Origin of the sequence: Phenylobacterium sp. J426 (assembly GCF_024699945.1) — a bacterium.
Classification (GTDB): Bacteria; Pseudomonadota; Alphaproteobacteria; order Caulobacterales; family Caulobacteraceae; genus Phenylobacterium.
The window spans coordinates 2,939,531-2,965,335 of record NZ_JAJOMY010000001.1; the positions used below are offsets into that span (position 1 = coordinate 2,939,531).

23 protein-coding genes, 1 tRNA gene and 4 pseudogenes are annotated in these 25,805 nt (G+C 69.5%); 9 read left to right on the forward strand and 19 right to left on the reverse strand.

What is annotated here, in order from left to right:
- Positions 1-91: 91 nt before the first annotated feature.
- From LRS10_RS15500 to LRS10_RS15515, 4 genes and pseudogenes are all read right to left on the reverse strand, one after another.
- Positions 92-1,363 carry a DNA polymerase IV gene (locus LRS10_RS15500; protein ID WP_257838062.1) on the reverse strand — a complete coding sequence of 424 codons (1,272 nt, stop codon included), beginning with the start codon at positions 1,361-1,363 and terminating at the stop codon, positions 92-94.
- A pseudogene (locus LRS10_RS15505) lies at positions 1,360-2,218 on the reverse strand (ROK family protein). The gene LRS10_RS15500 and the pseudogene LRS10_RS15505 overlap by 4 nt, the downstream one beginning before the upstream one ends.
- 25 nt (positions 2,219-2,243) lie before the next feature.
- Positions 2,244-2,702, reverse strand: a complete 459-nt coding sequence (locus LRS10_RS15510; protein ID WP_257838063.1) for a hypothetical protein — start codon at positions 2,700-2,702, stop codon at positions 2,244-2,246.
- A 4-nt stretch (positions 2,703-2,706) separates the two neighbouring features.
- Positions 2,707-3,363: a hypothetical protein gene (locus LRS10_RS15515; RefSeq protein ID WP_308237966.1), complete on the reverse strand. Its 657-nt coding sequence runs from the start codon at positions 3,361-3,363 to the stop codon at positions 2,707-2,709.
- Between the two features lie 112 nt (positions 3,364-3,475).
- Here LRS10_RS15515 and LRS10_RS15520 point away from each other — a divergent pair, with 112 nt between their 5' ends.
- Entirely contained in the window at positions 3,476-3,841 is a 366-nt protein-coding gene (locus LRS10_RS15520) for a response regulator (RefSeq protein ID WP_257838064.1), read from the forward strand.
- Between the two features lie 5 nt (positions 3,842-3,846).
- The gene (locus LRS10_RS15525) at positions 3,847-5,211 is read left to right on the forward strand and encodes a PleD family two-component system response regulator (RefSeq protein WP_257838065.1); all 1,365 of its coding nucleotides are present in this window, start codon (positions 3,847-3,849) and stop codon (positions 5,209-5,211) included.
- A gap of 69 nt (positions 5,212-5,280) precedes the next feature.
- Here the strand turns inward: LRS10_RS15525 and rpmG are convergent, their stop codons facing one another.
- From rpmG to LRS10_RS15575, 10 genes and pseudogenes are all read right to left on the reverse strand, one after another.
- Positions 5,281-5,448: a 50S ribosomal protein L33 gene (gene rpmG, locus LRS10_RS15530; protein ID WP_257838066.1), complete on the reverse strand. Its 168-nt coding sequence runs from the start codon at positions 5,446-5,448 to the stop codon at positions 5,281-5,283.
- 89 nt (positions 5,449-5,537) lie between these two features.
- Complete coding sequence (locus LRS10_RS15535) at positions 5,538-5,966, reverse strand: hypothetical protein (protein ID WP_257838067.1); 429 nt, start codon at positions 5,964-5,966, stop codon at positions 5,538-5,540.
- Between the two features lie 52 nt (positions 5,967-6,018).
- Positions 6,019-6,231 carry an NIPSNAP family protein gene (locus LRS10_RS15540; protein WP_257838068.1) on the reverse strand — a complete coding sequence of 71 codons (213 nt, stop codon included), beginning with the start codon at positions 6,229-6,231 and terminating at the stop codon, positions 6,019-6,021.
- 65 nt (positions 6,232-6,296) lie between these two features.
- Positions 6,297-7,013 carry an NUDIX domain-containing protein gene (locus LRS10_RS15545; RefSeq protein ID WP_257838069.1) on the reverse strand — a complete coding sequence of 239 codons (717 nt, stop codon included), beginning with the start codon at positions 7,011-7,013 and terminating at the stop codon, positions 6,297-6,299.
- A 61-nt stretch (positions 7,014-7,074) separates the two neighbouring features.
- Complete coding sequence (gene rnr / locus LRS10_RS15550; protein ID WP_257838070.1) at positions 7,075-9,417, reverse strand: ribonuclease R; 2,343 nt, start codon at positions 9,415-9,417, stop codon at positions 7,075-7,077.
- A gap of 45 nt (positions 9,418-9,462) precedes the next feature.
- A pseudogene (gene topA, locus LRS10_RS15555) lies at positions 9,463-12,037 on the reverse strand (type I DNA topoisomerase).
- Between the two features lie 101 nt (positions 12,038-12,138).
- Entirely contained in the window at positions 12,139-13,233 is a 1,095-nt protein-coding gene (gene dprA, locus LRS10_RS15560) for a DNA-processing protein DprA (protein WP_257838071.1), read from the reverse strand.
- Entirely contained in the window at positions 13,230-13,883 is a 654-nt protein-coding gene (gene plsY / locus LRS10_RS15565; protein ID WP_257838072.1) for a glycerol-3-phosphate 1-O-acyltransferase PlsY, read from the reverse strand. Before plsY ends, dprA begins: the two co-directional genes overlap by 4 nt.
- A gap of 92 nt (positions 13,884-13,975) precedes the next feature.
- Positions 13,976-15,271, reverse strand: a complete 1,296-nt coding sequence (gene pyrC, locus LRS10_RS15570; protein ID WP_257838073.1) for a dihydroorotase — start codon at positions 15,269-15,271, stop codon at positions 13,976-13,978.
- Positions 15,268-16,249, reverse strand: a pseudogene (locus tag LRS10_RS15575) (aspartate carbamoyltransferase catalytic subunit). Before LRS10_RS15575 ends, pyrC begins: the two are co-directional and overlap by 4 nt.
- A 104-nt stretch (positions 16,250-16,353) precedes the next feature.
- Here LRS10_RS15575 and LRS10_RS15580 point away from each other — a divergent pair.
- Positions 16,354-16,860 (forward strand): DUF1993 domain-containing protein, encoded by a 507-nt coding sequence (locus LRS10_RS15580; RefSeq protein ID WP_257838074.1) that lies wholly within the window; start codon positions 16,354-16,356, stop codon positions 16,858-16,860.
- Positions 16,861-16,873: 13 nt separating this feature from the next.
- Here LRS10_RS15580 and ruvX read toward each other — a convergent pair whose 3' ends face one another.
- Positions 16,874-17,344: a Holliday junction resolvase RuvX gene (ruvX, locus tag LRS10_RS15585; protein ID WP_257838075.1), complete on the reverse strand. Its 471-nt coding sequence runs from the start codon at positions 17,342-17,344 to the stop codon at positions 16,874-16,876.
- 71 nt (positions 17,345-17,415) lie between these two features.
- Between ruvX and gatC the strand changes: the two genes are divergently transcribed.
- Together gatC and gatA are read left to right on the forward strand one after the other, a co-directional pair.
- Positions 17,416-17,703: an Asp-tRNA(Asn)/Glu-tRNA(Gln) amidotransferase subunit GatC gene (gatC, locus tag LRS10_RS15590; RefSeq protein ID WP_257838076.1), complete on the forward strand. Its 288-nt coding sequence runs from the start codon at positions 17,416-17,418 to the stop codon at positions 17,701-17,703.
- Positions 17,703-19,176 (forward strand): annotated as a pseudogene (gene gatA / locus LRS10_RS15595) (Asp-tRNA(Asn)/Glu-tRNA(Gln) amidotransferase subunit GatA). The gene gatC and the pseudogene gatA overlap by 1 nt, the downstream one beginning before the upstream one ends.
- Positions 19,177-19,328: 152 nt before the next feature.
- Here gatA and LRS10_RS15600 read toward each other — a convergent pair.
- The gene (locus LRS10_RS15600; protein WP_257838077.1) at positions 19,329-19,643 is read right to left on the reverse strand and encodes a hypothetical protein; all 315 of its coding nucleotides are present in this window, start codon (positions 19,641-19,643) and stop codon (positions 19,329-19,331) included.
- 138 nt (positions 19,644-19,781) lie between these two features.
- Between LRS10_RS15600 and gatB the strand changes: the two genes are divergently transcribed.
- Positions 19,782-21,281 (forward strand): Asp-tRNA(Asn)/Glu-tRNA(Gln) amidotransferase subunit GatB, encoded by a 1,500-nt coding sequence (gene gatB / locus LRS10_RS15605; RefSeq protein ID WP_257838078.1) that lies wholly within the window; start codon positions 19,782-19,784, stop codon positions 21,279-21,281.
- A 15-nt stretch (positions 21,282-21,296) separates the two neighbouring features.
- On the opposite strand, the gene LRS10_RS15610 is transcribed toward gatB, so the two are convergent.
- Positions 21,297-21,746 (reverse strand): RcnB family protein, encoded by a 450-nt coding sequence (locus LRS10_RS15610; protein WP_257838079.1) that lies wholly within the window; start codon positions 21,744-21,746, stop codon positions 21,297-21,299.
- A 189-nt stretch (positions 21,747-21,935) separates the two neighbouring features.
- On the opposite strand from LRS10_RS15610, the gene LRS10_RS15615 reads away from it, so the two are divergent.
- From LRS10_RS15615 to LRS10_RS15625, 3 genes are all read left to right on the forward strand, one after another.
- A complete protein-coding gene (locus tag LRS10_RS15615) occupies positions 21,936-22,676 on the forward strand; it encodes a glutathione S-transferase N-terminal domain-containing protein (RefSeq protein WP_257838080.1) in 741 nt (246 codons plus the stop codon).
- Positions 22,677-22,854: 178 nt separating this feature from the next.
- The gene (locus LRS10_RS15620) at positions 22,855-23,127 is read left to right on the forward strand and encodes a sel1 repeat family protein (RefSeq protein WP_257839182.1); all 273 of its coding nucleotides are present in this window, start codon (positions 22,855-22,857) and stop codon (positions 23,125-23,127) included.
- 107 nt (positions 23,128-23,234) lie between these two features.
- A tRNA-Ser gene (locus LRS10_RS15625) sits at positions 23,235-23,324 on the forward strand.
- Positions 23,325-23,383: 59 nt separating this feature from the next.
- Here the strand turns inward: LRS10_RS15625 and LRS10_RS15630 are convergent.
- Together LRS10_RS15630 and LRS10_RS15635 are read right to left on the reverse strand one after the other, a co-directional pair.
- On the reverse strand, positions 23,384-24,793 hold the full coding sequence (locus LRS10_RS15630) for a response regulator (protein WP_257839183.1): 1,410 nt from the start codon (positions 24,791-24,793) through the stop codon (positions 23,384-23,386).
- 141 nt (positions 24,794-24,934) lie between these two features.
- A complete protein-coding gene (locus LRS10_RS15635) occupies positions 24,935-25,756 on the reverse strand; it encodes an alpha/beta fold hydrolase (protein WP_257838081.1) in 822 nt (273 codons plus the stop codon).
- Positions 25,757-25,805 lie beyond the last annotated feature (49 nt).

A 25,805-nucleotide genomic window follows, 5' to 3' on the forward strand; every position in this document is an offset into this window, starting at 1 on the left:
AAGATGCGGCCATTTGGAAGGGTCGAATTGTCTCGGTCCCAGGGAAAAGGGACCTGAGCAGCCGCTCCACGGCGATCGCGCCGCCGCGGGATCACTCTTCGTTGACCGCCTTGGACTTGAGCATCCTGCCCGAGGTGACGGTGCCCTGACCGAACTTCGCCCGGATGACATCCAGCGTCTTCTCACCGGCTAGAGCCTTGCGCTCCTCCTCGGCGAAGAAGTCCGAGGTGGCGGCATCAGCGTCGACGAAGTCGGACAGGCCGATGCCGATCAGCCGCCACGGCTTGCCGGTCGCCTCTTTCGCCAGCAACTCCCGGCCAACGCCGAACAGGGTCTTGGCCGTTTGGGTGGCGACGGGGATCGTGCGCCGGCGGGTCACGATCCTGAAGTCGGTCGCCCGGAGCTTCAGGGTCACGACGCGGCCGGCGACGCCGTCGGCTCGCGCCTTACGGCCCACCTTTTCGCAGAGCGGCGCCAGCATGTCCTCGAGCTCGCCGAGGTTCGAGAGGTCCTCGTTGAAGGTGGTCTCGGCGCTGATCCCCTTGCGCTCCTCGTTGGGGTTCACGGCGCGCGCGTCCCGGCCGTGGGCCAGGCGTGAGAGCCGAAGGCCGTGGGAGCCCCATCGCTCGGCGAGCAGCTTGATGTCAGCGCGGGCGAGGTCGCCCACGGTCCGGAAGCCGGCCTTCTCGAGCGAGGCGACCATAGCCGGGCCGACGCCGGGCAGAATCCCGACCGGCTTCGGCGCAAGGAACGTCTGCGCCGTCCGCGCGCCGATCACCGAGAAGCCGCGGGGCTTGTCGAGGTCCGAGGCCACCTTGGCCAGGAACTTGTTCGGCGCGAGGCCGATCGAGACCGTCAGCCCCGTCTCGGCCTCGATCCGGGCCTGCAGCTTCGCCAGCGTCACGGCCGGCGGCGCGCCGTGCAGGCGCTCCGTGCCGGACAGGTCCATCCACGCCTCGTCGAGGCTGAGGTTCTGGATCAGCGGCGTCAGCTCGCCGGCCAGCCCCAGGATGCGCTGGCTCTCGAACCTGTACTTGCTGAAGTCGGGCTTGATCACCACGGCCTCGGGACAGGCCTTCAGCGCCTTGAACATCGGCATGGCCGAGCGCACGCCCTTGATGCGGGCGATGTAGCAGCAGGTGGTGACCACGCCGCGCTTGCCGCCTCCGACGATCACCGCCTGGTCGCGCAGCTCTGGGCGATCGCGCTTCTCGACGCTGGCGTAAAAGGCGTCGCAATCCATGTGGGCGATCGAAAGCTCGCCCAGCTCTTCATGGAAGATCACGCGCGGCGAGCCGCAGAACGGGCAGCGGCGAACCTCGTCTTCGCCGGTCCAGAAGCAATCGCGGCAGAGGGCCTTCATGTCGGCCACAGCCAGGCGGCGCCGCGCACGCCCGAGCTGTCGCCGTGGGCGGCCCGGCGGATCGGCGTCTGGAAGACGTCGGAGAAGACGTGCGGCGCGATGGCCCCGGGCAGCCGGCCGTACAGCGCCTCGACATTCGACATCCCGCCGCCGAGGACGATCACATCCGGGTCCAGCAGGTCGACGACGATCGCGAGGCCGCGGCCCAGCCGGTCGGCATAGGCCGCCAGGGCGTCGTCGTCGGCCGCAGCCTGCTCGGCGGGCATCCCGGCGGCGCGCGCCAGCCCGGAGCCGCTGATCCAGAGCTCGAGGCAGCCGCGCCGGCCGCACCAGCATTCGGGCGCCGGCAGCTCGTCGGGTCTCGGCCAGGGCAGGGGGGGTATGGCCCCACTCGCCGGCGACGGCGTTGCGGCCCAGCAGCGGCCGCCCGCCGATCGCCACCCCGCCGCCGCAGCCGGTGCCCAGGATGGCGGCGAACACCACCTCGGCATCCGCGCCCGCGCCGTCGGCCGCCTCGGACAGGGCCAGGCAGTTGGCGTCGTTCGCATAGCGGACGGGCCGCTCGAGGACCCGCGCCAGGTCCTCGGCGAACGGTCGGCCGTTGAGCTGGGTGGAGTTGGCGTTTCGGACGAGACCGTCCCTCGGCGATGTCGAGCCGGGGCCGCCGACGCCGACCCGCGTGGCCGAGACGCCGGCCTGCCGTTCGGCCTCGGCCAGCAGGGCCCGCACCGCCTCCAGGCCCATGTCGTAGTCGCGCGGCGTCGGGGCGCGGACCCGGGCCAAGAAGCGGCCTTCCGCATCGAGGGCCGCCGCCTCGATCTTGGTGCCGCCGAAGTCCACGCCGAAGCGGATCATCCGCCCCTTCTACCTGATTTGTTCCTCAGACGCCCGCCTTGGCGAGGTTCGGCTTGGGGATGGCGAAGGCGAAGGGGCCGTTCTTCGCCCGCTCGCGCGCCTGCTCGGCCCAGGCGTTCGTGAAGGCGACGGGGCCGCCGGGCGACGGCGCCTGACGGACGATGCGGATGGTCCGCGCCTTGAAGGCGGCCGCCACCTGCGCCCAGAGGTCCAGATCCTCCGTCGGCGCCTCGTCGCCGGTCGAGGAAAGCCGCTCCGGGACGGCCGCGAGCAGCGCATCGGCGGTGGTGAGGACCACGTCGCCTGGGGCGTCCTTCAGCGCCGCCATCAGGGCCACCAGCGTCAGGCGCTGTCGGCCGATCCGCCGGTCGCCGCCGGCCTGGCCGGTGGCCGCCCCGCCGACGCTGCGGACATGGGCCCAGCCGCCGGTGCGGAAGGGCTCGGCGTAGGAGACGGCGAGCCAGATTCGGGTGGTGTCGGTCATGGGATCAGCGGCGTAGCGAAGCCTCGATGGCCTCGGCAAGCTCGGCCCAGTCGTCGATACGTGGATGCCGCACCGATGTCGGCGCAAACGGCCGCAGGCGCTCGTCGGCCACGTGCTGGAAGGTCGCCGTGTCGGGCGAGTGATCGGCCACCGAATCGAGGTTCGGCAGCAGGTCGTCCACGAAGGCCGCCGGATGGACGGTCTGGCGGGTGAGGGCGGACGCGATAGGCCCCTTTGGACCTGTGTTGAGGATCAGCGGGTGTTCCAGCCCATGGCTCCTCAGCCACTGGGCCCGCAGCCGCTCCGCCTCGGCCGGCGCGTTGGACAGGATCAGGATTTCCGCGCGCTTCGCCAACCTGTTCAGCGCCGCGATTGATCCCGGCGCGGGTTCGATCCGATGGCAATGGGTGGCGAAGAAGTCGTCGAACAGCGCCTTGCCTTCGGTGAGCGCCAGATGCTGGTCCTCACCGGGGCGATAGATGTTCTGGAACAGGGCGAAGCGCTCGATTCGCATCTCGAGGCCGCGGCCGGCCAGGAAGTCGCCGAAGCCCTGCATGAACAGGCCCAGCACCTCGTCCACGTCCACCAGCACCAGCGGGCGGTCCCGGGAAAGTCCAAGCGATTCAAGCATGGGGGCGGTGACGGCGGAAGGTTCAGGCAAGTGTTGGTCCAGACGCGGCTAACGAAGTTTAAGGATATCCGTGGGATCAAACCCGGACAGTTGGGGAAGGACGCCTGCGCGGCCCGACCTCGAAGAAGGCGCCGGGTCCCGAATGGCCAAGAAGGTCCTCATCGTCGAGGATAACGAGCTGAACATGAAGCTCTTTCATGATCTGCTCGAAGCCCAGGGCTACGAAACGATCGAGACCCGCGAGGGTCTCGCGGCGCTGTCGCTCGCCCGCGAGCACCGGCCTGACCTCATCCTGATGGACATCCAGCTCCCGGAGATCTCCGGCCTCGAAGTCACCAAGTGGCTCAAGGAAGACGACGAGCTGGCGAAGATCCCGGTGGTGGCCGTGACGGCTTTCGCCATGAAGGGTGACGAGGAGAGGATCCGCGAGGGCGGCTGCGAGGCCTACATCTCGAAGCCGATCTCGGTCTCGCACTTCCTCGACACCATCCGCCGCCTGCTGGCCTGACGCCGATGTCCGCCCGCATCCTGGTGGTGGACGACATCGAGGCGAACGTCCGCCTGCTCGAGGCCAAGCTGACGGCCGAGTACTACGAGGTGCTGACGGCCTCCGACGGGCCCACGGCGCTGGCCATGGCCGCCGCCGAACGGCCGGACATCGTGCTGCTGGATGTGATGATGCCCGGCATGGACGGCTTCCAGGTGTGCCGCCGGCTCAAGGACGATCCCGAAACCCGGCACGTGCCGGTCGTGCTGGTCACTGCGCTGGACGGCCGCGCCGACCGGGTGGCGGGGTTGGAGGCCGGCGCGGACGACTTCCTGACGAAGCCGATCGACGACGTGATGCTGTTCGCCCGCGTCCGCTCGCTAACGCGGCTGAAGGCCGTCATCGACGAGCTGCGTGAGCGCGAAGCCTCGGGCCGACGCATGGGGGTGATCGCCGGCGCCGCGTCACGCCTGGGCGGCTCGGGCGGCCGCATCCTGATCGTCGACGACAACGCCCGACAGGCGCAGCGCGTCTGCTCCGAGCTCGCCATCGAGCACCGGCCGGTAATCGAGAGCGATCCCGAGAAGGCCATGCTGACGGCTAAAGGGCCGGTCGACCTGGTGCTGGTCAACGCCTGCGCCAAGGCCTTCGACGGGCTTCGCTTCGCCGCCCATGTCCGCTCCGACGAGACGACCCGTGGCCTGCCGATCCTCGCGGTGGTCGATCCCGACGAACGGCAGCGGATCGTCAAGGCGCTGGAGATCGGCGTGAACGACATCCTGGCCCGCCCGATCGATCCCGGCGAACTCGCCGCCCGCGCCAGGACGCAGATTCGCCGCAAGCGATACACTGACTACCTGCGCACCAACCTCGATCACTCGCTGGAGCTTGCGGTCACCGACCAGCTCACCGGGCTGCACAACCGCCGTTACATGCAGGGCCAGCTCGAGGCGCTGATGCTTCGGGCGGGAGTCGGCGGCGAGCCGGTGGCGACGCTCGTCATCGACATCGACCACTTCAAGCGCATCAACGACAGCTTCGGCCACGATGTGGGCGACGAGGTGCTGCGTGAGTTCGCCGTGCGCCTAGCCTCCAACGTCCGCGCCGTCGATCTGCCGGTCCGCCACGGCGGCGAGGAGTTCGTCGTCGTGATGCCGGACACCAGCCTGGATGATGCCCGCCGCATCGCCGAGCGCATCCGTCTGCACGTCGCCGGCTCTCCGTTCCGGGTGATGGGCGGCGACGAGCTTCTGAGCGTCACCATATCCATTGGAGTCGCCGCCAGCTTCGGGCCGGAGGACAGCGCTCAGGCACTGCTGAAGCGGGCCGACGAGGCGGTCTATGAGGCCAAATCCCGCGGCCGCAACCGGGTCATCGCCCGGGCGGCATAGGCGGCGGAAACGAGAACGCCCGGCGGTGAGGCCGGGCGTCTTTCACCACAATCAAAGGCTTCGTCAGCCCTACTTGATCTTGCCTTCCTTGAACTCGACGTGCTTGCGCGCGATCGGGTCGTACTTCTTCAGCACCATCTTGTCGGTCTTGGTGCGGGCGTTCTTCTTGGTCACGTAGAAGAAGCCGGTGTCCGCCGTGGAATTCAGGCGGATCTTGATAGAGGCGGGCTTCGCCATGTCAGGTCCTTAAAACGCGGGGCCAAACGGGGTCGCACCGCCGGCGGGTGTTCGAAGAGGCGGGGAAAATACGAATCCGCGCGCGGAAGTCAATGCGCGGCGAGCCGTGCCTTCAATCCGCCGTGCGCTAGGGTGGCGAAGGCGCCTGCCAGCAGTCCAGCCCAGAGCACCATGGCCATCTCCGCGAAGCCCGGCGCATAGACCTTGAAGTCCTGCGGGCCGGGGTAGGCGTAGATGGCGACCATGAAATTCATCGCCAGATAGGCGATGCCTGACAGCGCGAGGAGGGGCCCACCGGCGCGCCAGGCCGCGAGGAAGCCGAGGCTGCGGGGCGCCTGCCCGCCGCGCGACAAGGTCCGTGCGCCGCGAATCCACAACACGACGGCGGCGAGCGCTACGGCGAAGAGGACCAGCGTCAGAAGCTGAATCTCGATGGCGGCATCGGCGAAGGTGTTGGTGATCTTGGCTCCGCAGCAGGCGGCGGCGGCTTCGGGGGCGGCCGGATCGGTGGTCTGCATGTCGTTCCTCCCAGTTGGCCGGGAGCATGGCGGAGCGAACTACAATTGTAAACTAGTCTGATGTACGGCCGTAATCCGTGGCGATGAGGACTCGGTCCTCGATCTCGCCCACCAGCTTCCCATGTTCGGCCGCCGTCATGCCCTTGATCTCGGCCCATTGAGGGTCGGCCATGAACGCAGTCCAGGCCGCCTTCATCTCCGCCTCGTCGCGCCAGCGCAGTAGGTAGACGAACTCGGTCCGGTTCTCGGCCTTCGCCTCCCACATCGAGGACGGCTAGGGCGGCGAGCAGGCCACGGAGCATACGCTGAACCTTGGCTGTGGGGTCGACCCTACAGATAGGCAGGCCGTCCGGCGCTGCGATCCTTGTAACGCAAGAAAGGTTTTGGTCGGGCGGGATCGGCCATCCGCAGCTCGGCTTCCTTGATCATCAGCCGGGTGACGGTCGGCAGCTGCAGCTCCAGCGCCTCGCCGAACTCGACCCAGGCGATGTGTTCGAGCTCGCCGCAATCCGGCTGGCGCTCCAGGCTCATCAGCCGTTCGGCGTCGGCGATGAGGAACCAGGTGTCGAACCGCTTGCCGACGCTGGGCGGGGTCACGGCGCGGGCGATGACCTCCAGCGCCTCTAGGTCGGCGAGGGCGCCTTGCTCGACGAAAGGCCTCCAGGGGCCAGCCGACGGCCGCACGGGCGCTTCGCGCGCCAGCAGCAGGCCGGCTTCCTCCCAGGTCTCGCGAACGGCGGCGAGCGCCAGGGCGCGGCCCTTTCCGGGCTTCAGGTAGGCGTCGAAGAGGGCGGCGGTGTCCGGCTTCAGGTCGGTGGCGAACGGTGCGCGGTAATCGGCCCGGTCGATCCGGCCGCCGGGGAAAACCCAGCGATCGGGCATGAAGCTGTGACCGCCGTGGCGTCGCCCCATCAGCACCCGCGGCTTGGGGCCGTCGCGGCGGATGATCATCACCGTCGCGGCGCTCTTCGGCCGGACGGCGCGCTGGCCGGCGGTGCGGGGCGGGCCTTCAGGCTTCAGCGGCAGGACGGGGGCGTCGTCGGACATCGGATGGACTGTGGAGACGGAAGGAGGGTCTGGGAAGCGTGACCCAGCGTCACTCGCGAGCCTATCGCCGCGTCTTCTTCTTGCCCTTGGACTTCGGCGTCTGGCCGGCGCCGCCGCCCCGGACCTTCCCCCCAGGCTTGCCTCCGGCGCTGCTGCGAGGCGGACCCCGGAACTCCGTCCCGGGTCTGCGATCGCCCCGCGCCCGAGCGCCCAGTCGCGGCCGGGGGGCCGACCGGTCGGGCGGGGCTGGCTCGCTCAGCATGTCGAAGAGGAGCCCGCCAGTGATGGGGGTCGCCTCCCGCAGCCGCACCTGCACGCGCATGCCCAGCGGCCAGCGGGCGCCGGTCCGCTCGCCGACGAGGGCGTGGGCCCGGTCGTCGTGGACGAAGTATTCGCCGCCGAGGCTGGAGACCGGCACGAGACCGTCCGCGCCCGTCTCGGTCAGCCGCACGAAGAGGCCGAAGCGGGTGACGCCGGTGATGCGGCCGCCGAACTCCGCGCCGACGCGGTCAGACAGGAACGCCGCGACATAACGGTCGGTGGCGTCGCGTTCGGCAGCCATGGCGCGCCGCTCGGCGCCGGTGATCAGCTCGGCCGTGCCCTTCATCTTGGCGATGTCGCCTTCCGACAGGCCGTCCTTGCCGAGGCCCAGGGCCGTGATCAGCGCCCGGTGGACGATGAGGTCGGCGTAGCGGCGGATCGGTGAGGTGAAGTGGGCGTATTTCGCCAGGTTCAGCCCGTAGTGGCCGATGTTCTCGGTGTTGTAGTGGGCCTGCATCTGGGTGCGCAGGACCACCTCGTTGACGATCTCGGCGTGCGGCGTGTCGCGCGTTTCGTCCAGCAGGCGGTTGAAGCGCTCGGTGCGCGGCGCCTCGCCCTTGGTCCAGGGCATCCCCAGCGTCCCCAGGAAGTCCACGAGGGCGAAGATCTTCTCCTGGCTGGGCGCGTCGTGGACCCGGTAGATCAGCGGGATCTTCTTCTGCTCCAGGGTCTCGGCCGCGGACACGTTCGCCTGGATCATGAATTCCTCGATCAGCCGGTGGGCCTCGAGGCTGCTGCGGGGCGTGATCGAGACCACCTGGCCCTGCGCGTCGATGACGATCTTGCGCTCCAGGCTCTCGATGGCGAGCGGCGAGCGCGCGTCGCGGCCCTTCTTCAGCACCGCGTAGGCGGCCCAAAGCGGCTTCAGCACCGGCTCCAGCAGGGGGCCGGCCTTGTCGTCGGGCTTGCCGTCGATGGCGGCCTGGGCCTGTTCGTAGGACAGCTTGGCGGCCGAGCGCATTAGGCCGCGGACGAACCGGTGCGAGCGCTTCTTGCCGTCGGCGCCGAACACCATCCGCACGGCCATGGTCGCGCGGTTCTCGCCCTCGCGCAGTGAGCACAGGCCGTTCGACAGCCGTTCGGGCAGCATCGGCTCCACGCGGTCGGGGAAGTAGACACTGTTGCCCTTGTCACGCGCCTCACGGTCGAGGGCGGAGCCCGGCGTCACGTAGGCCGCGACGTCGGCGATGGCGACCCAGACGATCCAGCCGCCGGGGTTCTTCTCGTCGGTGTCGGGCTCGGCATAGACGGCATCGTCGTGGTCGCGGGCGTCGGCCGGGTCGATGGTGATCAGCGGGACCTCGCGCAGGTCCTCGCGGCCGGCAAGGGTCGGCGGCTGGGCCTCCTCGGCTTCCGCCTCGGCGGCCTGGCTGAAGCCCGTCGGGATGCCGTGGGCGTGGATGGCGATCAGCGAAGCGGCGCGCGGCTCGTCCTCGCGGCCGACCACCTCCAGGACCTTGCCGCGCTTGGGCCCGTAGCGCCCGACGGAGCCCTCCAGCTGCGCCACCACGAGGTCGCCGTCGCGCAGGTCGCCTGGATCGGACAGCACCAGGGTGTCCTTCGAGCGGCGGTCCACCGGCTCGACCCGCACCTCGCGGCGCTGCTTGCGGACGACGCCCAGCACCCGGTGGGCGCTCTGGCCCAGGCGCTTGATCAGGCGGGCCTCGAACTCGCCGTTCTCCAGCCGCACGAAGCGGACGAGCAGCTTGTCGCCGAGGCCCGGAGCGGGGCCCGTGACGTCACCGCCCGGAGCGAGCGGCACCAGCGGCGCGTCCTCGCCCTTGGCCAGCCTCACCAGCAGGTCGCCGTCAGGATCGCGCTCGGCGACGTTGACCACGCCGACCTCGGGCAGGGCGCCCGTCTCGGCGAAGCCGCGGCGGCTGCGGCGCGACAGGCTGCCTTCACCCTCGAGCTCGGTCATCATCATCCGGAGCGCCCGGCGGTCGCCGCCCTTCAGGCCGAACGCGCGGGCGATCGCGGCCTTGTCCACCTCGCCGTGCTCGCGGATGTAGTTGAGGAGCGTCTCCCGGTCGGGAAGGCCCTGGGGGATGCGGAGGGGCTTGGGCTTGTGCGGTCGGGCCATGGTGCGGTGCTTAGCACAACGTCACGGCCCGGGTCCGGCTCCCGATCAGGCGTCGGCCTTGGCCTTGCCCTTCTTCGCGGCCGGCTTCTTCGCGGACGCGGCCTTTCGGGCAGGCTTCTTCTTGCCGCCGCCCTTGGCCTCACGTTCGGCGAGCAGCTTCACAGCCTCCTCCAGGGTCAGCGCCGCAGGATCGGCCGCCTTCGGCACGGTGGCGTTGGTGGCGCCGTGCTTCACATAGGGGCCGTAGCGCCCGGCCAGCACGCGCACTGGCTGGCCGTCCGTCGGGTGGGGCCCCAGGTCCTTGAGCGGCGCCTGTTCCGCCCCGCCGCCGCGTTTCCCGCCGGCGCGCTTCGTGGCGATGAGGTCGACGGCGCGGTTGAGGCCGACGTCGAACACCTCGTCGACGTTCGGCAGGTTGGCGTAGGTGCCGTTGTGCTGCACGAACGGGCCATAGCGGCCGATCCCGGCGAGGATCGGCTGGCCGTCTTCCGGGTGCAGCCCCACCTCGCGGGGCAGGCGCAGGAGGCGCAGCGCCTTCTCCAGGTCCATATCGCCGGCGCTCCAGCCCTTCGGCAGGCTGGATCGCTTGGGCTTCTCGCCTTCCCCAAGCTGGACGTAGGGCCCGAAACGGCCGGCCTTCAGCCACACCGTCTCTCCGGTGACGGGGTCCGTGCCCAGGTCGCGGTCGCCGTTGCCGTCGGCGCCTTCCGCGTCGGGCGGACCGAACGGGCGCGTGAAGCGGCATTCCGGATAGTTCGAGCAACCGACGAAGGCGCCGGTGCGGCTGGGCTTCAGGCTCAGCCGGCCGCTGCCGCATCGTGGGCAGGTGCGCGGGTCCGAGCCGTCGGGCATCGGCGGGAACAAGGTGGACGACAGGCTTTCGTCGAGCGCGTCAATCACCTCGCGCGTGCCGATCTGGCCGAGCTCGCCGACCTTGGCGTTGAAGTCGGCCCAGAAGTTCTTGAGCAGCACCTTCCAGTCGAGGTCGCCAGCCGATACCTGGTCCAGCTGGTTCTCCAGGTCGGCGGTGAAGTCGTACTCGACGTACTTCTTGAAGAACTCCTCCAGGAAGATCGTGACGATCCGGCCCTGATCCTCGGGGATGAAGCGCTGCTTCTCCATGCGGACGTAGCTGCGATCGCGCAGTCGCTCGAGAATCGAGGCGTAGGTCGAGGGCCGGCCGATGCCGAGCTCTTCCATCTTCTTGACGAGGCTGGCTTCGGAATAGCGCGGCGGCGGCTCGGTGAAGTGCTGATCGGCCTTGGCTTGGCGAACGGTCGCTTGGGCGCCTTCGGCGACCTGCGGCAGACGGCCGCCTTCCTCGTCCTCAGGATCATCGCGGCCTTCCTCGTAGACGGCGAGGTAGCCGGGGAAGGTCACCACCTGGCCGGTGGCGCGCAGGCCGGTCTGCCCGTCGACGCTGTCGAGGTCGATGGTCGTCTTCTCGACGCGCGCTGACTCCATCTGCGAGGCGATCATCCGCTTCCAGATCAGCTCGTAGAGCCGGCCGAGGTCGCCCTCGAGACGCATCTTGCCGGGGTTGCGGCCAAGGCTGGTCGGGCGGATCGCCTCGTGGGCCTCCTGGGCGTTCTTAGCCTTCGTCGAATAGATCCGCGGCTTCTCCGGCACATAGTCCTTGCCGTAGAGCCCGCCGATAACGGCGCGCGCCTCGTCTAGCGCCTCGGGCGCGGTCTGCACGCCGTCGGTCCGCATGTAGGTGATGAGGCCGACCGTCTCGCCGCCGACGTCGACGCCTTCGTAGAGCTTCTGGGCGGCCTGCATGGTGCGCTGAGCCGAGAAGCCGAGCTTGCGGGCGGCTTCCTGCTGCAACGTCGAGGTCGTGAAGGGGGGGCGGCGGCGACCGGCGGCCGGGCTTGCGCTCGACGGCCGAGATCTTGAAGGTCGCGGCCTTCACGGCGTCACGCGCGGCGAAGGCCGAGGTTTCGTTATTGAGGTCGAACTTCGAGAGCCGCTTGCCCTCGTGCTTCACGAGGCGCGCGGTGAAGGGGTCGCTGCCAGCGGCGACCTCGGCCTCGACGGTCCAGTACTCCTGTGTCTTGAAGCGCTCGATCTCGAGCTCGCGGTCAACGATCAGGCGCAGAGCCACCGATTGCACGCGGCCAGCGGACTTCGCGCCCGGCAGCTTGCGCCACAGCACAGGCGACAGCGTGAAGCCCACGAGGTAGTCGAGTGCGCGCCGGGCGAGGTAGGCCTCGACCAGCTCCATGTCGAGTTCGCGGGGATTGGCCATCGCCTCGGTCACGGCCGACTTGGTGATGGCGTTGAACACCACCCGCTGGACCTTGGCGTCCTTCAGCGCGCGCTTCTTCTGCAGCACTTCCAGCACGTGCCACGAGATGGCCTCGCCCTCGCGATCCGGGTCGGTGGCCAGGATCACGCGCTCGGCCCCCTTGGCCGCCTCGGCGATCTCGGACAGCCGCTTCGCCGCCTTGGCGTCGACATCCCAGGACATGGCGAAGTCCTCGTCCGGGCGCACCGAACCGTCCTTCGCGGGGAGGTCGCGGACGTGGCCGTAGCTGGCCAGCACCTTGAAGTCGGAACCCAGGTACTTGTTGATGGTCTTGGCCTTGGCCGGGCTCTCGACGATGACGACGTTCATAAAGGTGGTTCTGGTCCCCTGAGAGGCGCGGAAGGTGGGGGCGGCCTCTACCCCCTGTCAACGGCCAGGACGACGCGGTTTCCGCGAGCCCCTTAAGGGGCTCATCCGCTGGACACCATCCCGCCGGGCAGCAGTTCGGCCCGTCCGGCCAGCGACAGCTCCACCAGCGCGGCGAAGACGGCGGGGGCGGGCGCACCGGTCGAACGGACGAGCTCGTCGCGGCTGACCGGCGTGGGCGACAGCAGATCGGCGACGTTGCGGATGAGCGCAGGATCAGGCTCGGGCGGCGGCGCTGGGCGGAAGCCGTGCCGCTCGGGTTCCCGCAGGTCGCGCAGACCCTCCAGCGCGCGCAGCACGTCGTCGACGCCCTCGCAGAGCGCTGCGCCCTGGCGGATCAGGTCGTTGGTCCCCTTGGCGCGGGGATCGAGCGGAGAGCCGGGAACGGCCAGCACTTCGCGGCCCTGCTCGGCGGCCAGTCGGGCGGTGATCAGAGAGCCCGAGCGCGGTTCGGCTTCCACCACGACGACGGCGCGGGAGAGTCCCGCAATTAACCGGTTGCGGCGGGGAAAGTCGCGGGCGACCGCGGTGCGGCCCGGCTCGCTTTCGGAGACGACGCAGCCGTCGGCGACGAGGCGCTCGTAGAGCGGGCGGTGTTCGGGCGGATAGACGTCGTCGACGCCGCCGCCCAGGACGGCGACCGTCCCCGTCGGCAGTGCGCCTTCGTGGGCCGCGCCGTCGATGCCGCGGGCCATGCCGGAGACGACGACGTGTCCGGTGCGGCCGAGGTCGGCGGCGAGGCCGCGGGCGAAGCGCTGGCCGGCGGCGGAGGCCACGCGGGCGCCGACGATGGCGACGGCGGGTCGGTCCAGCAACTCGGTTCGGCCGCGGGCCCAGATCAGCGGCGGCGGCGGGTCCAGTGCGGCCAGAGGCAGGGGGAAGTCGCGCTCGCAACTGGCGATCAGGCGCGCGCCGAGCGCGGCCCCGGCTTCGAGCTCGGCCTGGGCCTGGGTTTCGCTGGGGATCGAGAGCGGCTTCATCCGCCCGCCGCGGCGAGCGAGGTCGGGCAGGGCGGCGAGCGCCAGGGCGGGCTCTCCGAAGCGGCCGATCAACTGGTCGAAGGTGACGGGCCCGACGTTCTCGGTGCGGGCCAGTCGCAGCCAGTCGCGCCGTTGGGCGTCGGAGAGCTCCCGAATCAAGCCTGGTCCTTCTCCGGCGCGGTCTTCGATCCGCCGATCCGCGGCTCCTCGCCCTTCAGCAGGCGGCGGATGTTCGGCGCGTGGCGGACGTAGATGAGGATGGCCATGAAGAGCGCCATGAGCGCGACCGGCTCGGGCCGCCCGACCAGGAAGACGAAGGCGGGCGCCAGGGCGGCGGCCACCAGGGCCGCCAACGACGAAATGCGGAAGACAAAGGCGGTCACCAGCCAGGCGGCGCCTGCCAGGACACCGACCGGCCAGGCGGCGGCGAGCAGGGTGCCGAAAAAGGTCGCCACGCCCTTGCCGCCCTTGAAGCCCAGCCACACCGGGAACAGGTGGCCGAGGAAGGCCGAGGCGCCGGCGAGCGCGGTGAGCGTCGCCTGAGTCTCGACGGGGGCGGTCCGCGTCGCGAGCCAGGCCAGCAAGACCGCCACCGCGCCCTTGCCGCCGTCGCCGAGAAGCGTGATCGCCGCCAGGTCCTTGCGGCCGGTGCGGAGCACATTGGTCGCGCCGATGTTGCCCGATCCGATCGCGCGCACGTCGCCCGCGCGGCCCAGTCGGGTGGCGATGACCCCGAACGGGATCGAGCCCAGCAGGTAGCCGCCGATGACGGCGCCCGCGATCAGGACAGGATTCAGAGACTCGAACATCGGCGCTCCCCCAGTGCAGGACGCGAGTCCTAGCGGCCGGGCGCGCGAAGTCTAGGACAGCAAGCGTCGCAATGAAAACAAAAAAGAGAACGTCAGGCCCGGTGAACGGTCCGGCCGTCCACGACGGTGCGCAGGACCTTGCCCTGCAGCATCCGCCCGTCGAAGGGCGAGTTCTTGGACTTCGACATCAGCTTGTCGGCGTCGATGACGACCGGGGCGTTCGGATCGCACAGGACGAGGTCGGCCGGCGCGCCCTTGGCGATGCGGCCGGCCGGCAGGCCCAGCAGCTCGGCCGGGGCGCTGGTCACCGTGCGGATCAGGTCGATCAGCGGGATGCGGCCCTCGTGGTGGAAGGCGAGCAGGGCGGCGAGCAGCGTCTCCAGACCGACCGCGCCCGGCGCGGCCTCGTCGTAGGGCAGGCGCTTTTCCTCGGCCGGGGCCGGCGTGTGCGCCGAAACGATCACCTTGATCAGGCCCGAGGCGACGGCGTCGATGACCGCCTGGCGATCGTCCTCGCTGCGCAGCGGCGGATCCACCTTGCAGAAGGTGCGGTAGTCGCCGATGTCGAGTTCGTTGAACGACAGGTGGTTGATCGAGGTGGTGGCGGTGGCGTTTACGCCGCGCTTCACCGCCCGCTCGAAGGTCTCCAGGGCGGCGGCGGTGGTCAGCTGATCGACGATCAGCTTGGCGCCGGTGACTTCGGCCAGGGCGAGATCCCGCTCAAGCATGATCTTCTCGGCGATCGCCGGCACGTTGGGCAGGCCCATGCGGGCGGCGAACTCGCCCGACGTGGCCGCGGCGCCGGCCGACAGCCACGGATCGGACGGCCGGTGGGCGACCGGCGTGTCGAACGCCTTGGCGTAGCTCAGCACCCGCTGGAAGACCTTGGAGTTGACGATCGGCCGGTCGGCGTCGGTCACATAGAGGCAGCCGGCCTCGTGCATGAGGCCGATCTCGGCCATCCGCTCGCCCTGGGCCCCCTTGGTGGCGGCGCCGGCCGGATAGACGTTGACCAGCTCGATGTCGCGGGCCCGGCGCAGGACGAAATCCACCACCGACGGCTCGTCCATCACCGGCGAGGTATCGGGCTGGACGACGATGGTGGTCACGCCGCCCGCCGCCGCGGCCCGGCCGGCCGACTTCAGCGTCTCGCGGGGCTCGAAGCCGGGCTCGCCCGTCTTCACGCGAATATCGATCAGGCCCGGGATCAGCAGCTTGCCGGCGCCGTCCACCACCTCGACGTCCTTCGACAGGCCGCCAAGGTCGCCGCCCTGGACCACGTCGGCGATCACGCCCTCGGTGACGACGACGGCGCCGGGGCCGTCGAAGCCGGAGGCCGGGTCGACGATCCGGACGTTCGTGAAGGCGAGGGGACGGCCGGCGCTCATCGATCGTTGTCCAAGCGCGCGGCCAGCGAGGCCAGGACGGCCATGCGCGCAGCTACGCCCATCTCCACCTGATCCTGGATGAGGCTCACCGACAGGTCATCGGCCACGTCGGAGTCGATCTCGACGCCACGGTTCATTGGGCCGGGGTGCATCACGCGCACGCCCGGCGCGGCCAGGGCCAGCTTCTCGCGGTCGAGGCCGTAGAAGCGGAAATACTCGCGCTGCGAGGGGGGCCATCACCCCATCCATGCGCTCGAGCTGCAGGCGCAGCATCATGACGACGTCGCAGCCGGCGACGCCCTTGCGCATGTCGTGGAAGACCTCGACGTTCCAGCGGTGGGCGGCGGCCGGGATCAGGGTGGGCGGACCCACGAGCCGCACATGCGCCCCCAGCATCTGCAGCAGGGCGATGTTCGAGCGCGCCACGCGGGAGTGCAGGACGTCGCCGCAGATGGCGACCTTCAGGCCGGCGATACGGCCGAAGGCGCGCCGCATCGACAGCGCGTCGAGCAGCGCCTGGGTCGGGTGTTCGTGCTGGCCGTCGCCGGCGTTGATCACCGAGCAGCCGACCTTCTGCGAGAGCAGGGACGCCGCGCCCGACGAGGCGTGCCGGATCACCAGCAGGTCGGGCTGCATGGCGTTCAGGGTGACGGCCGTGTCGATCAGCGTCTCGCCCTTGGAGATCGACGACGAGCGCGGGCTCATGTTGACGACGTCGGCGCCCAGCCGCTTGCCGGCCAGCTCGAACGAGCTCTGCGTCCGCGTCGAGTTCTCGAAGAACAGGTTCATGAGCGTTCGACCCTTGAGCAGGTCGAGCTTCTTCGAGGTCTGGCGATTCAGGCTGACGAAACCGTCGGCGAGGTCGAGGAGGTTCGCCACCTCGATCTCGTTCAAGTCGGTCGCGGACAGGAAATGGCGCTTGGGGAAGGCGAAGGTCCGCTGCAGGACCTCGTTCAATCCGGTGGGGGCGCCGCTCATCAAAGCGGGGTCTTAGAGCGGCGCGCGGCGCAAGCCAAGCAGGCCTTTGCGAAGCCGCGTCGCGGGGGGCATACCTGGGCTCAAATCCTGGGAGGGAATCCGGCTTGAAAGTCGATCTGCACACGTTCTCCGGCGTCTATGTCCGCGGCCTGGACACCCTGGCCCACCTGCTGACGAAGGGGGCCGAGTTCGCCAAGGCCAAGGGCGCGTCCGAGGCGGAATTCCTCGACTGGCGCCTGGCGCCCGACATGTTCAACATGCGCCAGCAGGCCCAGACGGTCATCCGCTTCGCCGAGCAATGGACGGCCCGCGCCGCCGGCGACGAGGTTCCCCCGGACCAGGCCGCCGAACAGTCGCTGGAGGAGCTGCTCGCCGACATCGCTCGGGTGAAGGCCTATGTCGCCAGCGTAGACGCGGACCGGTTCGCCGGTCGCGAGACCGCCACCGCCACGGTCAGCCTCGGCGTCATGGAGCCGACGTTCCCGATCGGCCAATGGGTGCCGAACTTCGCGATGCCGAACTTCTATTTCCACCTCGGCATGGCCTACGCGATCCTGCGCCAGCGCGGCCTAGACCTGAACAAGCGGGACTGGTTCGCCGGCGGCCTCTGACGAACCCCGGGCTCTAGCCGTTCCGGAGCCGGTCCAAGGCGCCCTGCAAAATCCAGGCGGCGGCCATCTTGTCGACCACGTCGGCGCGGCGGGCGCGGCTCATGTCCGCCTCGCCGACCAGCATGCGGTTGACCGCCATGGTCGACATCCGCTCGTCCCAGAAGGCGATGGGCAGGTCGGGCCGCAGGCGCAGCAGGTTGCGGGCGAAGGCGCGGTTGGACTGGCAGCGCGCCCCTTCCGTGCCGTCCATGTTCACCGGCAGGCCGATCACGAGGCCCGAGGCCCGGCGGCTCTCCATCAGCTTGAAGAGCGCGTTCGCGTCGTCGGTGAACTTGGATTTGCGGATCAGCTCGAGCGGCGAGGCGACGAAGCGGGTGGCGTCGGAGACGGCGACGCCGATGGTCTTCTCGCCGAGGTCGAGGCCCACGAGGGGCGTGTTCTTCGCCGTCGCGGCGGGCAGTTCCAGAAGGTCGATGACGGCCATCGGCTCCTCATAGCTTGCAAAATGCTGCGCCGCACGGCTAACCCACGCCTCTGACTTCAAAGGAGGATGGCATGGCCATCGACGCCGCGACCGTGCGCAAGGTCGCGAGGCTCGCGCGGATCGCCGAGCCGGAGGACCGCCTGGAGCCGCTGGCCAAGGAGCTGTCCGGCATCCTGAACTGGATCGAGCAGCTGAACGAGGTCGACACCGACGGCGTCGAACCCATGACCACGTCGGTCGAGACGGCGCTGCCGATGCGCGACGACATCGTCACCGACGGCGGCGACCCGGCCAAGGTGCTGGCCAACGCGCCGAAGGCGAACAAGAACTTCTTCGTCGTGCCGAAGGTGGTCGAGTAATGGCCGAGCTCACCTCGCTGACGCTGAAGGCCGCGCTGGACGGCCTGGCGTCCAAGTCGTTCTCGGCGGTCGAACTGACCCAGGCGCACGTCGAGGCCGTCGAGGCCGCCCGCGCCCTGAACGCCTATGTCGTCGAGACGCCCGAGAAGGCGCTGGAGATGGCGCGCGCCTCGGACGAGCGCCGCGCCCGCGGGGGAGGCCGGCCGCCTGGAGGGCGCGCCGCTCGGCATCAAGGACCTGTTCTGCACCGAGGGCGTGGAATCGACCGCCGCCTCGAAGATCCTGCGGGGCTTCAAGCCGACCTACGAGTCCACCGTCAGCGCCAACCTTTGGCGCGACGGGGCGGTCATGCTGGGCAAGCTCAACATGGACGAGTTCGCCATGGGCTCGTCGAACGAGACCTCGGCCTGGGGGCCGGTGGCCAACCCGTGGCGGGCGGAAGGCGGCAACGCCAAGCTGACGCCGGGCGGCTCTTCGGGCGGTTCGGCCTCGGCGGTCGCCGCCGAGCTGTGCCTGGGCGCCACGGCCACGGACACCGGCGGCTCGATCCGCCAGCCGGCGGCCTTCACCGGCACCGTGGGCATCAAGCCGACCTACGGCCGCTGCTCGCGCTGGGGCATCGTGGCGTTCGCCTCGTCGCTGGACCAGGCCGGCCCGATGGCCCGCACGGTCGAGGACACGGCGATCCTGCTGTCGTCGATGGCCGGCCACGACCCGAAGGATTCCACCAGCCTGCCGGTCGAAACGCCGGACTTCGCCAGCTTCTGCGGCAAGTCGGTGAAGGGCCTGCGCGTCGGCATCCCGAAGGAATACCGCGTCGACGGCATGCCGGCCGAGATCGAGAAGCTGTGGGAGCAGGGCATCGCCTGGCTGAAGGAGGCCGGCTGCGAGATCGTCGAGGTCAGCCTGCCGCACACCAAGTATGCCCTGCCGGCCTACTACATCATCGCCCCGGCGGAGGCGTCCTCGAACCTCGCCCGCTACGACGGCATGCGCTACGGCCTGCGCGTCGACGGCCAGAACCTCACCGACACCTACGAGAAGAGCCGCGCCGAAGGCTTCGGCGACGAGGTGAAGCGGCGGATCCTGATCGGCACCTATGTGCTGTCGGCCGGCTACTACGACGCCTACTACCTCAAGGCCCTGAAGGTCCGCCGGCGCATCGCCGACGACTTCGACCAGGCCTGGCAGAAGGTGGACGCCCTGTTGACGCCGACCGCGCCGTCGGCGGCCTTCGCGCTCGGAGAGAAGTCGGACGATCCCGTCGCCATGTACCTGAACGACATCTTCACCGTGACGGTGAACCTGGCCGGCCTGCCGGGGATGAGCGTTCCGGCCGGCGTCGACGCGGGCGGCCTGCCGCTGGGCCTGCAGCTGATCGGCCGCAACCTGGACGAGGGCACGCTGTTCTCGCTGGGCTCGGCCATCGAGAAGGCCGCGGACTTCCGCGCCAAGCCTGCGAAGTGGTGGTGAGGTGACCAATCCCTCCTCTTCGGGGGAGGGAGAGCTCGCCGGAGGCGAGCAGGGTGGGGTTCGTGGACCAGGCTCGGCGCCCGGTCGTGACCTCCCCACCCGGCGGCGCTTGCGCGCCTGCCACCCTCCCCTGGAGGGGAGGGACTCGGGCCTTAGCTGATCTTGTCGAACTCGGCCTGGATTTCCTTGAGCTTGGCGTCGTCGATGGCGCCCTGGCTCATCGGGGCGACCTGGGCCAGCGTCATCGTGCCGATCTGGTCGTAATAGGCGGTGATCGCCGGGATCGCGGCCTCGAGGACGGCCTTGGCCTTCTCGTTCTTGACGATCTCGCCGATGGTCGTGCTTTCGACCGAGAGCTTGCCGGCGGCCGGTGCGGCCGCGCCGTGGTTGGCGTGGTTGTGCTCCTGGGCGAGCGCGGGGCCCGCGACGAGGGCCGCGGCGACGGCGGCGAGCGCGATGATCTTCATTTGGGTCTTCCTTCCCCCGGGGAGATTTGTCTGGACGCTGTAAAGCGCCACACAGCTTGAGGCCATTTCATGACGTTTGCGCAAGAGGGTACGTGATCGTGCTTCACCTCGCGCGCGACCGGCAGTAGGGAAACGGCCATGAGCGAGACCGCCACCCCCAAGCAGATCCAGGGCCGCACCGGGCCGTGGGAAATCGTCCTCGGCCTCGAGATCCACGCCCAGGTGTCCTCGAACGCCAAGCTGTTCTCAGGCGCCGCCGTGGGCTTCGGCGCGGGACCGAACGAGCAGGTCAGCCTGGTGGACGCGGCCATGCCCGGCATGCTGCCGGTCATCAACCGCCACTGCGTGGAGCAGGCGATCAAGGCGGGCCTTGGCCTGAAGGCGCAGATCAACCTGAAGAGCCGCTTCGCCCGGAAGAACTACTTCTACCCGGATCTGCCGCAGGGCTATCAGATCAGCCAGTTCGACGAGCCGATCGTCGGCGAGGGCGAGGTGCTGGTGGAGCGCGACGACGGCTCGACCTTCGCCGTGCGCATCGAGCGGCTGCACCTGGAACAGGACGCCGGCAAGAGCCTGCACGACCAGGACCCGAACTTCACCTACGTCGACCTGAACCGTGCGGGGACGGCGCTGATGGAGATCGTCTCGCGTCCCGACATGCGCTCGTCGGACGAGGCGGCGGCCTATGTAAAGAAGGTCCGCACCATCCTGATCTATCTCGGCGCCTGCGACGGCGACATGGAGAAGGGCAATCTGCGCGCCGACGTGAACGTCTCGGTCTGCCGTCCCGGCGACTACGAGAAGTACCGCGAGACCGGCAGCTTCAAGCACCTCGGCACGCGCTGCGAGATCAAGAACGTCAACTCGTTCCGATTCATGCAGCAGGCGATCGAGTACGAGGCCCGCCGCCAGATCGAGATCATCGAGGATGGCGGCAAGGTGGACCAGGAGACCCGGCTGTTCGATCCCAACAAGGGCGAGACGCGGTCGCTGCGCTCGAAGGAAGAGGCGCACGACTACCGCTACTTCCCCGATCCGGACCTGCTGCCGCTGGTGCTGGACCCGGCGTGGGTGAAGGAGATCGAGGGCCGGCTGCCCGAGCTGCCCGACGCCAAGAAGGCGCGCTTCCAGTCGCAGTACGGCCTGTCGGCCTACGACGCCGGCGTGCTGATCGCCGAACAGGCGAAGGCGGACTTCTACGAGGCCGCCGCCAAAGGTCGTGACGCCAAGCTGGTGGCCAACTGGGTGACCAACGACCTGGCCGCCCGCCTGACCGCCGCCGGCCAGGAGATTTCGGATTCGCCCATCGGCCCGGCGGCCATCGCCGAGCTGGTGCAGCTGATCGAAGAGGGCGTGATCTCGTCGAAGATCGCCAAGGACGTCTTCGAGCGGATGTGGGCGGGCGAAGGCGCGGCCTCGGAGATCGTCGAGAAGCAGGGGCTGAAGCAGGTCTCCGACACCGGGGCGCTGGAGACGATCATCGACGACCTGATCGCCGCCAACCCCGGCCAGGCCGCCGCCGTGAAGGACAAGCCCCAGGCGATCGGCTGGTTCGTGGGCCAGGTGATGAAGGCCACCCAGGGCAAGGCCAACCCGGGCGTGATCAACCAGCTGCTGAAGGCGAAGCTGGGGCTCTAGGCCCCGGCGTCGTCGTCAATCGGGGATGACGTCGAAGATGCGGCCTTCGCGGTCGGTCAGCACGAAGGCGTCGCCCGCCCGCCGCCAGGTGTAGCCGGCCGGCGGCGGCCGCAGGCGATAGCGCGGATAGTCGGCGACCGGCGGGCCGCGATACTCGGGCGGCAGCCAGCCGCCGGGTCGCGGGCCGGAATAGGCGCCGGGCGGCGGGCGATCGTCGTCGCGGCGGTCGTAGCCCCGGCGCTCATAGCCCCGGCGCTCATAGCCTCGGCCTTCCGGCGGACCGCGACGCTCGTAGCGCGGGCCGTCGTCGCCGCCGCGGCGCTCGTAGCCGCGTGGCCCTTCGGCGCGTCCGCGGCCCTGATTGCCGCCCTGGCCTCGGCCGTCCTTGGCGAACGCCAGGTCGGCCGCGATGGGCGAGGCGGCGACGGCCAGCACGGCGGCGAACATGAGGATCGGGCGTTGCATCACGCCTTCGGGTCTCCGAGGTTTCGGCAGCGAACGTACGATGACATGCGCCCGGCGTCGTGAACTGAGGCTGAACGCGCCACCGCAACGCTTGGGCGGGGCCGGAGGCTCCGCCGCGGCGGCTTGCCACAGGCGCGCGTCTCGCCATCTATGCCGTCAGGGCCAGGCATTTGAGCAAGAGGGAACGACATGGCTTCGCCGATCGAGGTGCATTACTGGCCGACGCCCAACGGGCACAAGGTGACCATCGCGCTCGAGGAGATGGGCCTGCCCTATGAGATCGTGCCGGTGAACATCGGCCGCGGCGACCAGTTCAAGCCCGAGTTCCTGGCGATCAGCCCCAACAACCGGATGCCGGCCATCGTCGATCCCGACGGCCCCGGCGGCCAGCCGATCTCGATCTTCGAGTCGGGCGCGATCCTGCAGTACCTCGGCCGCAAGACCGGCCAGTTCTATGGCGGCTCCGGCGACGAGGGCGAGCGGCGGCGCGTGGCCGTCGAGGAATGGCTGATGTGGCAGATGGCCAACCTCGGCCCCAACAGCGGCCAGGCCAACCACTTCCGCAACTACGCGCCCATGATGACGTCGGACCAGCGCCACATCGCCTATGGCGCGGTCCGCTATTCGAACGAGGTGCACCGCCTGTACGGCGTGATGGAGACGCGGCTGGAGGGGCACGAGTATCTGGCCGGCGAGTATTCCATCGCCGACATGGCGACGGCGCCGTGGGTCAGCGCCTGGAAGGCGCTGGGCATCCACTTCGACGACTTTCCGAAGACGAAGGCCTGGCACGAGAAGATCCTGGCGCGAGAGCCGGTGAAGCGGGCGCTGGCCAAGGGCGAGGAGCTGCGACGCGGGCCGGGACTGAACGCCTCGGGCAAGGATGCGGAAGAGGCGCGCAAGGTGCTCTTCGGACAACGTGCGCGCTAGGGCTGCGCGCCCCAGTTGAACGGCCGAATTCTAGGCCATTTCGCCGCACTGTTCTTGGATGAAGGCTGGACAACGGCGCGTTTAACCATGTGTTCAGCTTAACCTTGGTTACCTCGTACCTGTAAGCCGGAAGAGGGCTCGAGAATCGAGGCCGCCGGCTGAGACAGGGATGAAGATCATGCTGGCGAGCATGGAGATGAAGAGCGAAGGCTTGCCGCTCCCCACGGTCGACGCCACGGGCGACGAGCTGTTCCGACTGGGGCTGCTGTATTCGACGGGGCAGGGCGGCGCGCCGCTGGACTATGTTTCGGCGCACATGCTGTTCAACCTGGCGGCGATGCGTGGCTCGGTGGAGGCCAAGATCTACCGCAAGGAACTGGCGGACGAGATGGCCTCGGACGAGGTCGCCGAGGCCCAGCGCCAGGCGCGCGAGTGGCTGGCCCAGGGCTGAGCGGCGCCTGAGCGGCGGAAGGTCATTTTGCCCGGCGAGACCGCTAGGCAGAGCGACCTTCGTCCGCTAATAACCGCCCTCCGCGGGCGGTCTGCCGCCGGCGTGCTGGTGACGTGGCCGAGTGGCTGAAGGCAACGGTTTGCTAAATCGTCATACGTGAAAGCGTATCGAGGGTTCGAATCCCTCCGTCACCGCCACTCTGTTCCCGGACATCGGCCTCGCCCGCGCCGGCCTCTTCGTGGGGCGGGGGTCTGCCCTATTCCGCGGCCATGGCGGCCGTGGCGAGAACCTGGTGGAGCGCCTCGACGAGCGCGTCCGGACGGACCGGCTTGGCCAGGTGAAGATCGGCCCCGGCGGCCAGGGCCTCGCGGCGGTGGTGTTCCATGGCGTTGGCGCTGAGCACGATGATGGGCGTTCGCGCGCCGCAGGGCCGTTCCCGTTCCGCCTGGCGGATTTCGCGTATGGCGGTGAGCCCGTCCATGACCGGCATCTGGATATCCATCAGCACGACGTCGAAGGCGCGCGCGCGCCAGCTGTCCAGGCCGAGCCGGCCGTTGTCGGCGAGCACAAGGTCGACGTCGAAGGCCTCCAGAATCAGCTGCACGACCCGCTGGTTGGTGGGGTTGTCCTCGACATAGAGCACCTGCAGGCGTTGGTCCGGGGGCGGGGAGGCCTCGGGCGCGATCCCGGGCGGAGGGAGGCCGGCCGCGTGGGGCAGGCGTTCCAGGGGCAGGTCGACGACGAAGACGCTGCCCGCCCCGCGCTCGGAGGCGGCGGAAATCGACCCGCCCATGAGCTCGACCAGCGACTTGCAGATGAAGAGCCCGAGGCCCGCGCCGCCAAACCTGCGGGTCGGGCCGGTGTCGGCCTGGGCGAAGCGGTCGGAGAGGGTGGCGAACTCGGCGGCGTCGAAGCCGATCCCAGTGTCGGCGACCTCGATCCGGACCCGGCCCTCGTCCGACGACACGGCGAGCCGCACCTGCCCGGCTTCGGTGAACTTCAGCGCGTCTGAGGCGAGGTGTCCGACGATCTGCTTGAGCCGAACCGCATCGCCCAGATATTCGCCGCCGAGGTCCGGCGCGATGTCGACGACGAAGTCGAGTCCCTTCTCGCCGGCGCGCAGACGGGCGAGGTCGATGACGCCGCCGAGCTCGGCCAGAAGATCGAAGGGGCGAGCCTCGAGCTGCAGCGCGCCGGCCTGGACCCTGGAGACCTCTAGCATGTCGGAGATCAGCCGCTCGAGGCTGAGGCCCTGCGCCTGGATGATCTGCAGCAGCTCCTGCTGGCGGGCATCGAAGCCGTCATCGGCGAGAAGGCTGGCGGCGCCCAGGAGACCATTCAGCGGCGTGCGGATCTCATGGCTGATGTTGGCCAGGAAGTCGGCCTTGGCCTGGGCGGCTTCCCGGGCGACGCGACGGGCCTTCGGGACCTCGGCCTCGTAGGCCCGGCGGCCGGCCGCGCGCCAGACGGCGAGACGGACGAGCCCAGGGCCATCGACATCGGCGGGCGCCTGCGTGGCGTTCAGCATCACCGGCAGGCGCGCGCCGTCGGCCGTCACCAGGTCCAGGGCGATTTCGGCGAGCTGGCCGCCCAGCGCCAGTTCCTGGGTGAGCCTTGTCTGCAGCAGCAGGCGACTGGCGACGGTGAGCAGGGTGGCCAGCTTCACCCCGACCAAGCCGCCCGCAGGCCTCTGTGTCAGGCGCTCGAAATACGGGTTCGCGTAGCGGATCGTCAGGTCCGGCCCGAGCTCGACCAGGCCGCAGGGGGGCGTTGGCGAGCAGGTCTGGAGGGCCGTTAGGGGCGCCGTTCACTGCGGGGCCGTTCCGCGGCGGGTCTGATCGGCGAGGAAGGCGCCGATGCGCGAGATCACCTGATCGGGGTGCGTGAGGTGCGGGCTGTGGCCGCTCGCCTGCAGGACCTGGCGGGTGCTGCCTTCGATGGCCGCATTGACCCAGCGCCCGACCTGGGGCGGGGCGAGGGCGTCGTCGCTGCACTCGATCAGCAGCGTGGGAACGCGCACCTGCCGGTAGGCCGCGCGATGGTCGGACTTGAAGGTGGCGCGGGCGAAGTCGGCGGCGATGGCGGGATCCGCCTGGCAGACGTTGCGCCGCCACTCTTCCTCGAGCTGCGGCGCCTGGTCGGCGCCGAACACGATCGGCGACAGGACCTGCGAGAAGTCGATCTGGTTCTTGGCCATCAGCTCGAGCAGCTCGTCGAGGTCGGCCTCGGCGAAGCCGCCGACATAGTCCTCCGTGTCCGAGTAGCGCGGCGAGGCGCAGATCAGGACCAGACCTCCAAACAGCTCGGGCCGCTTCACGGCCGCCAGGACGCCGATGCTGGCGCTGACGGAATGGCCGACGAAGATCACGTCCTTGAGGCCCAGGTCGTCGCAGAGCTGGATGGCGTCGTCGGCATAGGCGTCAAGCGACCCGTAACGCTGCGGGTCGTAGCCGGAGGCGTTCGATCCCCCGGAGCCCACATGGTCGAACATCACGCAGGTGGCGCCCGCCGAGAGCTGAGGCGCCACGAAGCGCCACATGTTCTGGTCGCAGCCGAACCCGTGCGACAGAAGGAGCGTCGGGCCGCCCTCGCCGCGGATCGTGGCGTTGTTACGCTGTGCGGCGTTCATCGGACGTCAGGCTCCTGCACCCGACACCTGTTACGCGTGCAATCCCAAA

Excerpts from the sequence above, each read along its gene's own strand:
- LRS10_RS15500 (WP_257838062.1), bottom strand. The coding sequence starts at position 1,363 with ATGAAGGCCCTCTGCCGCGATTGCTTCTGGACCGGCGAAGACGAGGTT.
- LRS10_RS15510 (WP_257838063.1), bottom strand. The coding sequence starts at position 2,702 with ATGACCGACACCACCCGAATCTGGCTCGCCGTCTCCTACGCCGAGCCC.
- LRS10_RS15520 (WP_257838064.1), top strand. The coding sequence starts at position 3,476 with ATGGCCAAGAAGGTCCTCATCGTCGAGGATAACGAGCTGAACATGAAG.
- LRS10_RS15525 (WP_257838065.1), top strand. The coding sequence starts at position 3,847 with ATGTCCGCCCGCATCCTGGTGGTGGACGACATCGAGGCGAACGTCCGC.
- rpmG (WP_257838066.1), bottom strand. The coding sequence starts at position 5,448 with ATGGCGAAGCCCGCCTCTATCAAGATCCGCCTGAATTCCACGGCGGAC.
- LRS10_RS15535 (WP_257838067.1), bottom strand. The coding sequence starts at position 5,966 with ATGCAGACCACCGATCCGGCCGCCCCCGAAGCCGCCGCCGCCTGCTGC.
- LRS10_RS15540 (WP_257838068.1), bottom strand. The coding sequence starts at position 6,231 with ATGTGGGAGGCGAAGGCCGAGAACCGGACCGAGTTCGTCTACCTACTG.
- LRS10_RS15545 (WP_257838069.1), bottom strand. The coding sequence starts at position 7,013 with ATGTCCGACGACGCCCCCGTCCTGCCGCTGAAGCCTGAAGGCCCGCCC.
- rnr (WP_257838070.1), bottom strand. The coding sequence starts at position 9,417 with ATGGCCCGACCGCACAAGCCCAAGCCCCTCCGCATCCCCCAGGGCCTT.
- plsY (WP_257838072.1), bottom strand. The coding sequence starts at position 13,883 with ATGTTCGAGTCTCTGAATCCTGTCCTGATCGCGGGCGCCGTCATCGGC.
- pyrC (WP_257838073.1), bottom strand. The coding sequence starts at position 15,271 with ATGAGCGCCGGCCGTCCCCTCGCCTTCACGAACGTCCGGATCGTCGAC.
- ruvX (WP_257838075.1), bottom strand. The coding sequence starts at position 17,344 with ATGGCCGTCATCGACCTTCTGGAACTGCCCGCCGCGACGGCGAAGAAC.
- gatC (WP_257838076.1), top strand. The coding sequence starts at position 17,416 with ATGGCCATCGACGCCGCGACCGTGCGCAAGGTCGCGAGGCTCGCGCGG.
- LRS10_RS15600 (WP_257838077.1), bottom strand. The coding sequence starts at position 19,643 with ATGAAGATCATCGCGCTCGCCGCCGTCGCCGCGGCCCTCGTCGCGGGC.
- gatB (WP_257838078.1), top strand. The coding sequence starts at position 19,782 with ATGAGCGAGACCGCCACCCCCAAGCAGATCCAGGGCCGCACCGGGCCG.
- LRS10_RS15610 (WP_257838079.1), bottom strand. The coding sequence starts at position 21,746 with ATGCAACGCCCGATCCTCATGTTCGCCGCCGTGCTGGCCGTCGCCGCC.
- LRS10_RS15615 (WP_257838080.1), top strand. The coding sequence starts at position 21,936 with ATGGCTTCGCCGATCGAGGTGCATTACTGGCCGACGCCCAACGGGCAC.
- LRS10_RS15620 (WP_257839182.1), top strand. The coding sequence starts at position 22,855 with ATGCTGGCGAGCATGGAGATGAAGAGCGAAGGCTTGCCGCTCCCCACG.
- LRS10_RS15635 (WP_257838081.1), bottom strand. The coding sequence starts at position 25,756 with ATGAACGCCGCACAGCGTAACAACGCCACGATCCGCGGCGAGGGCGGC.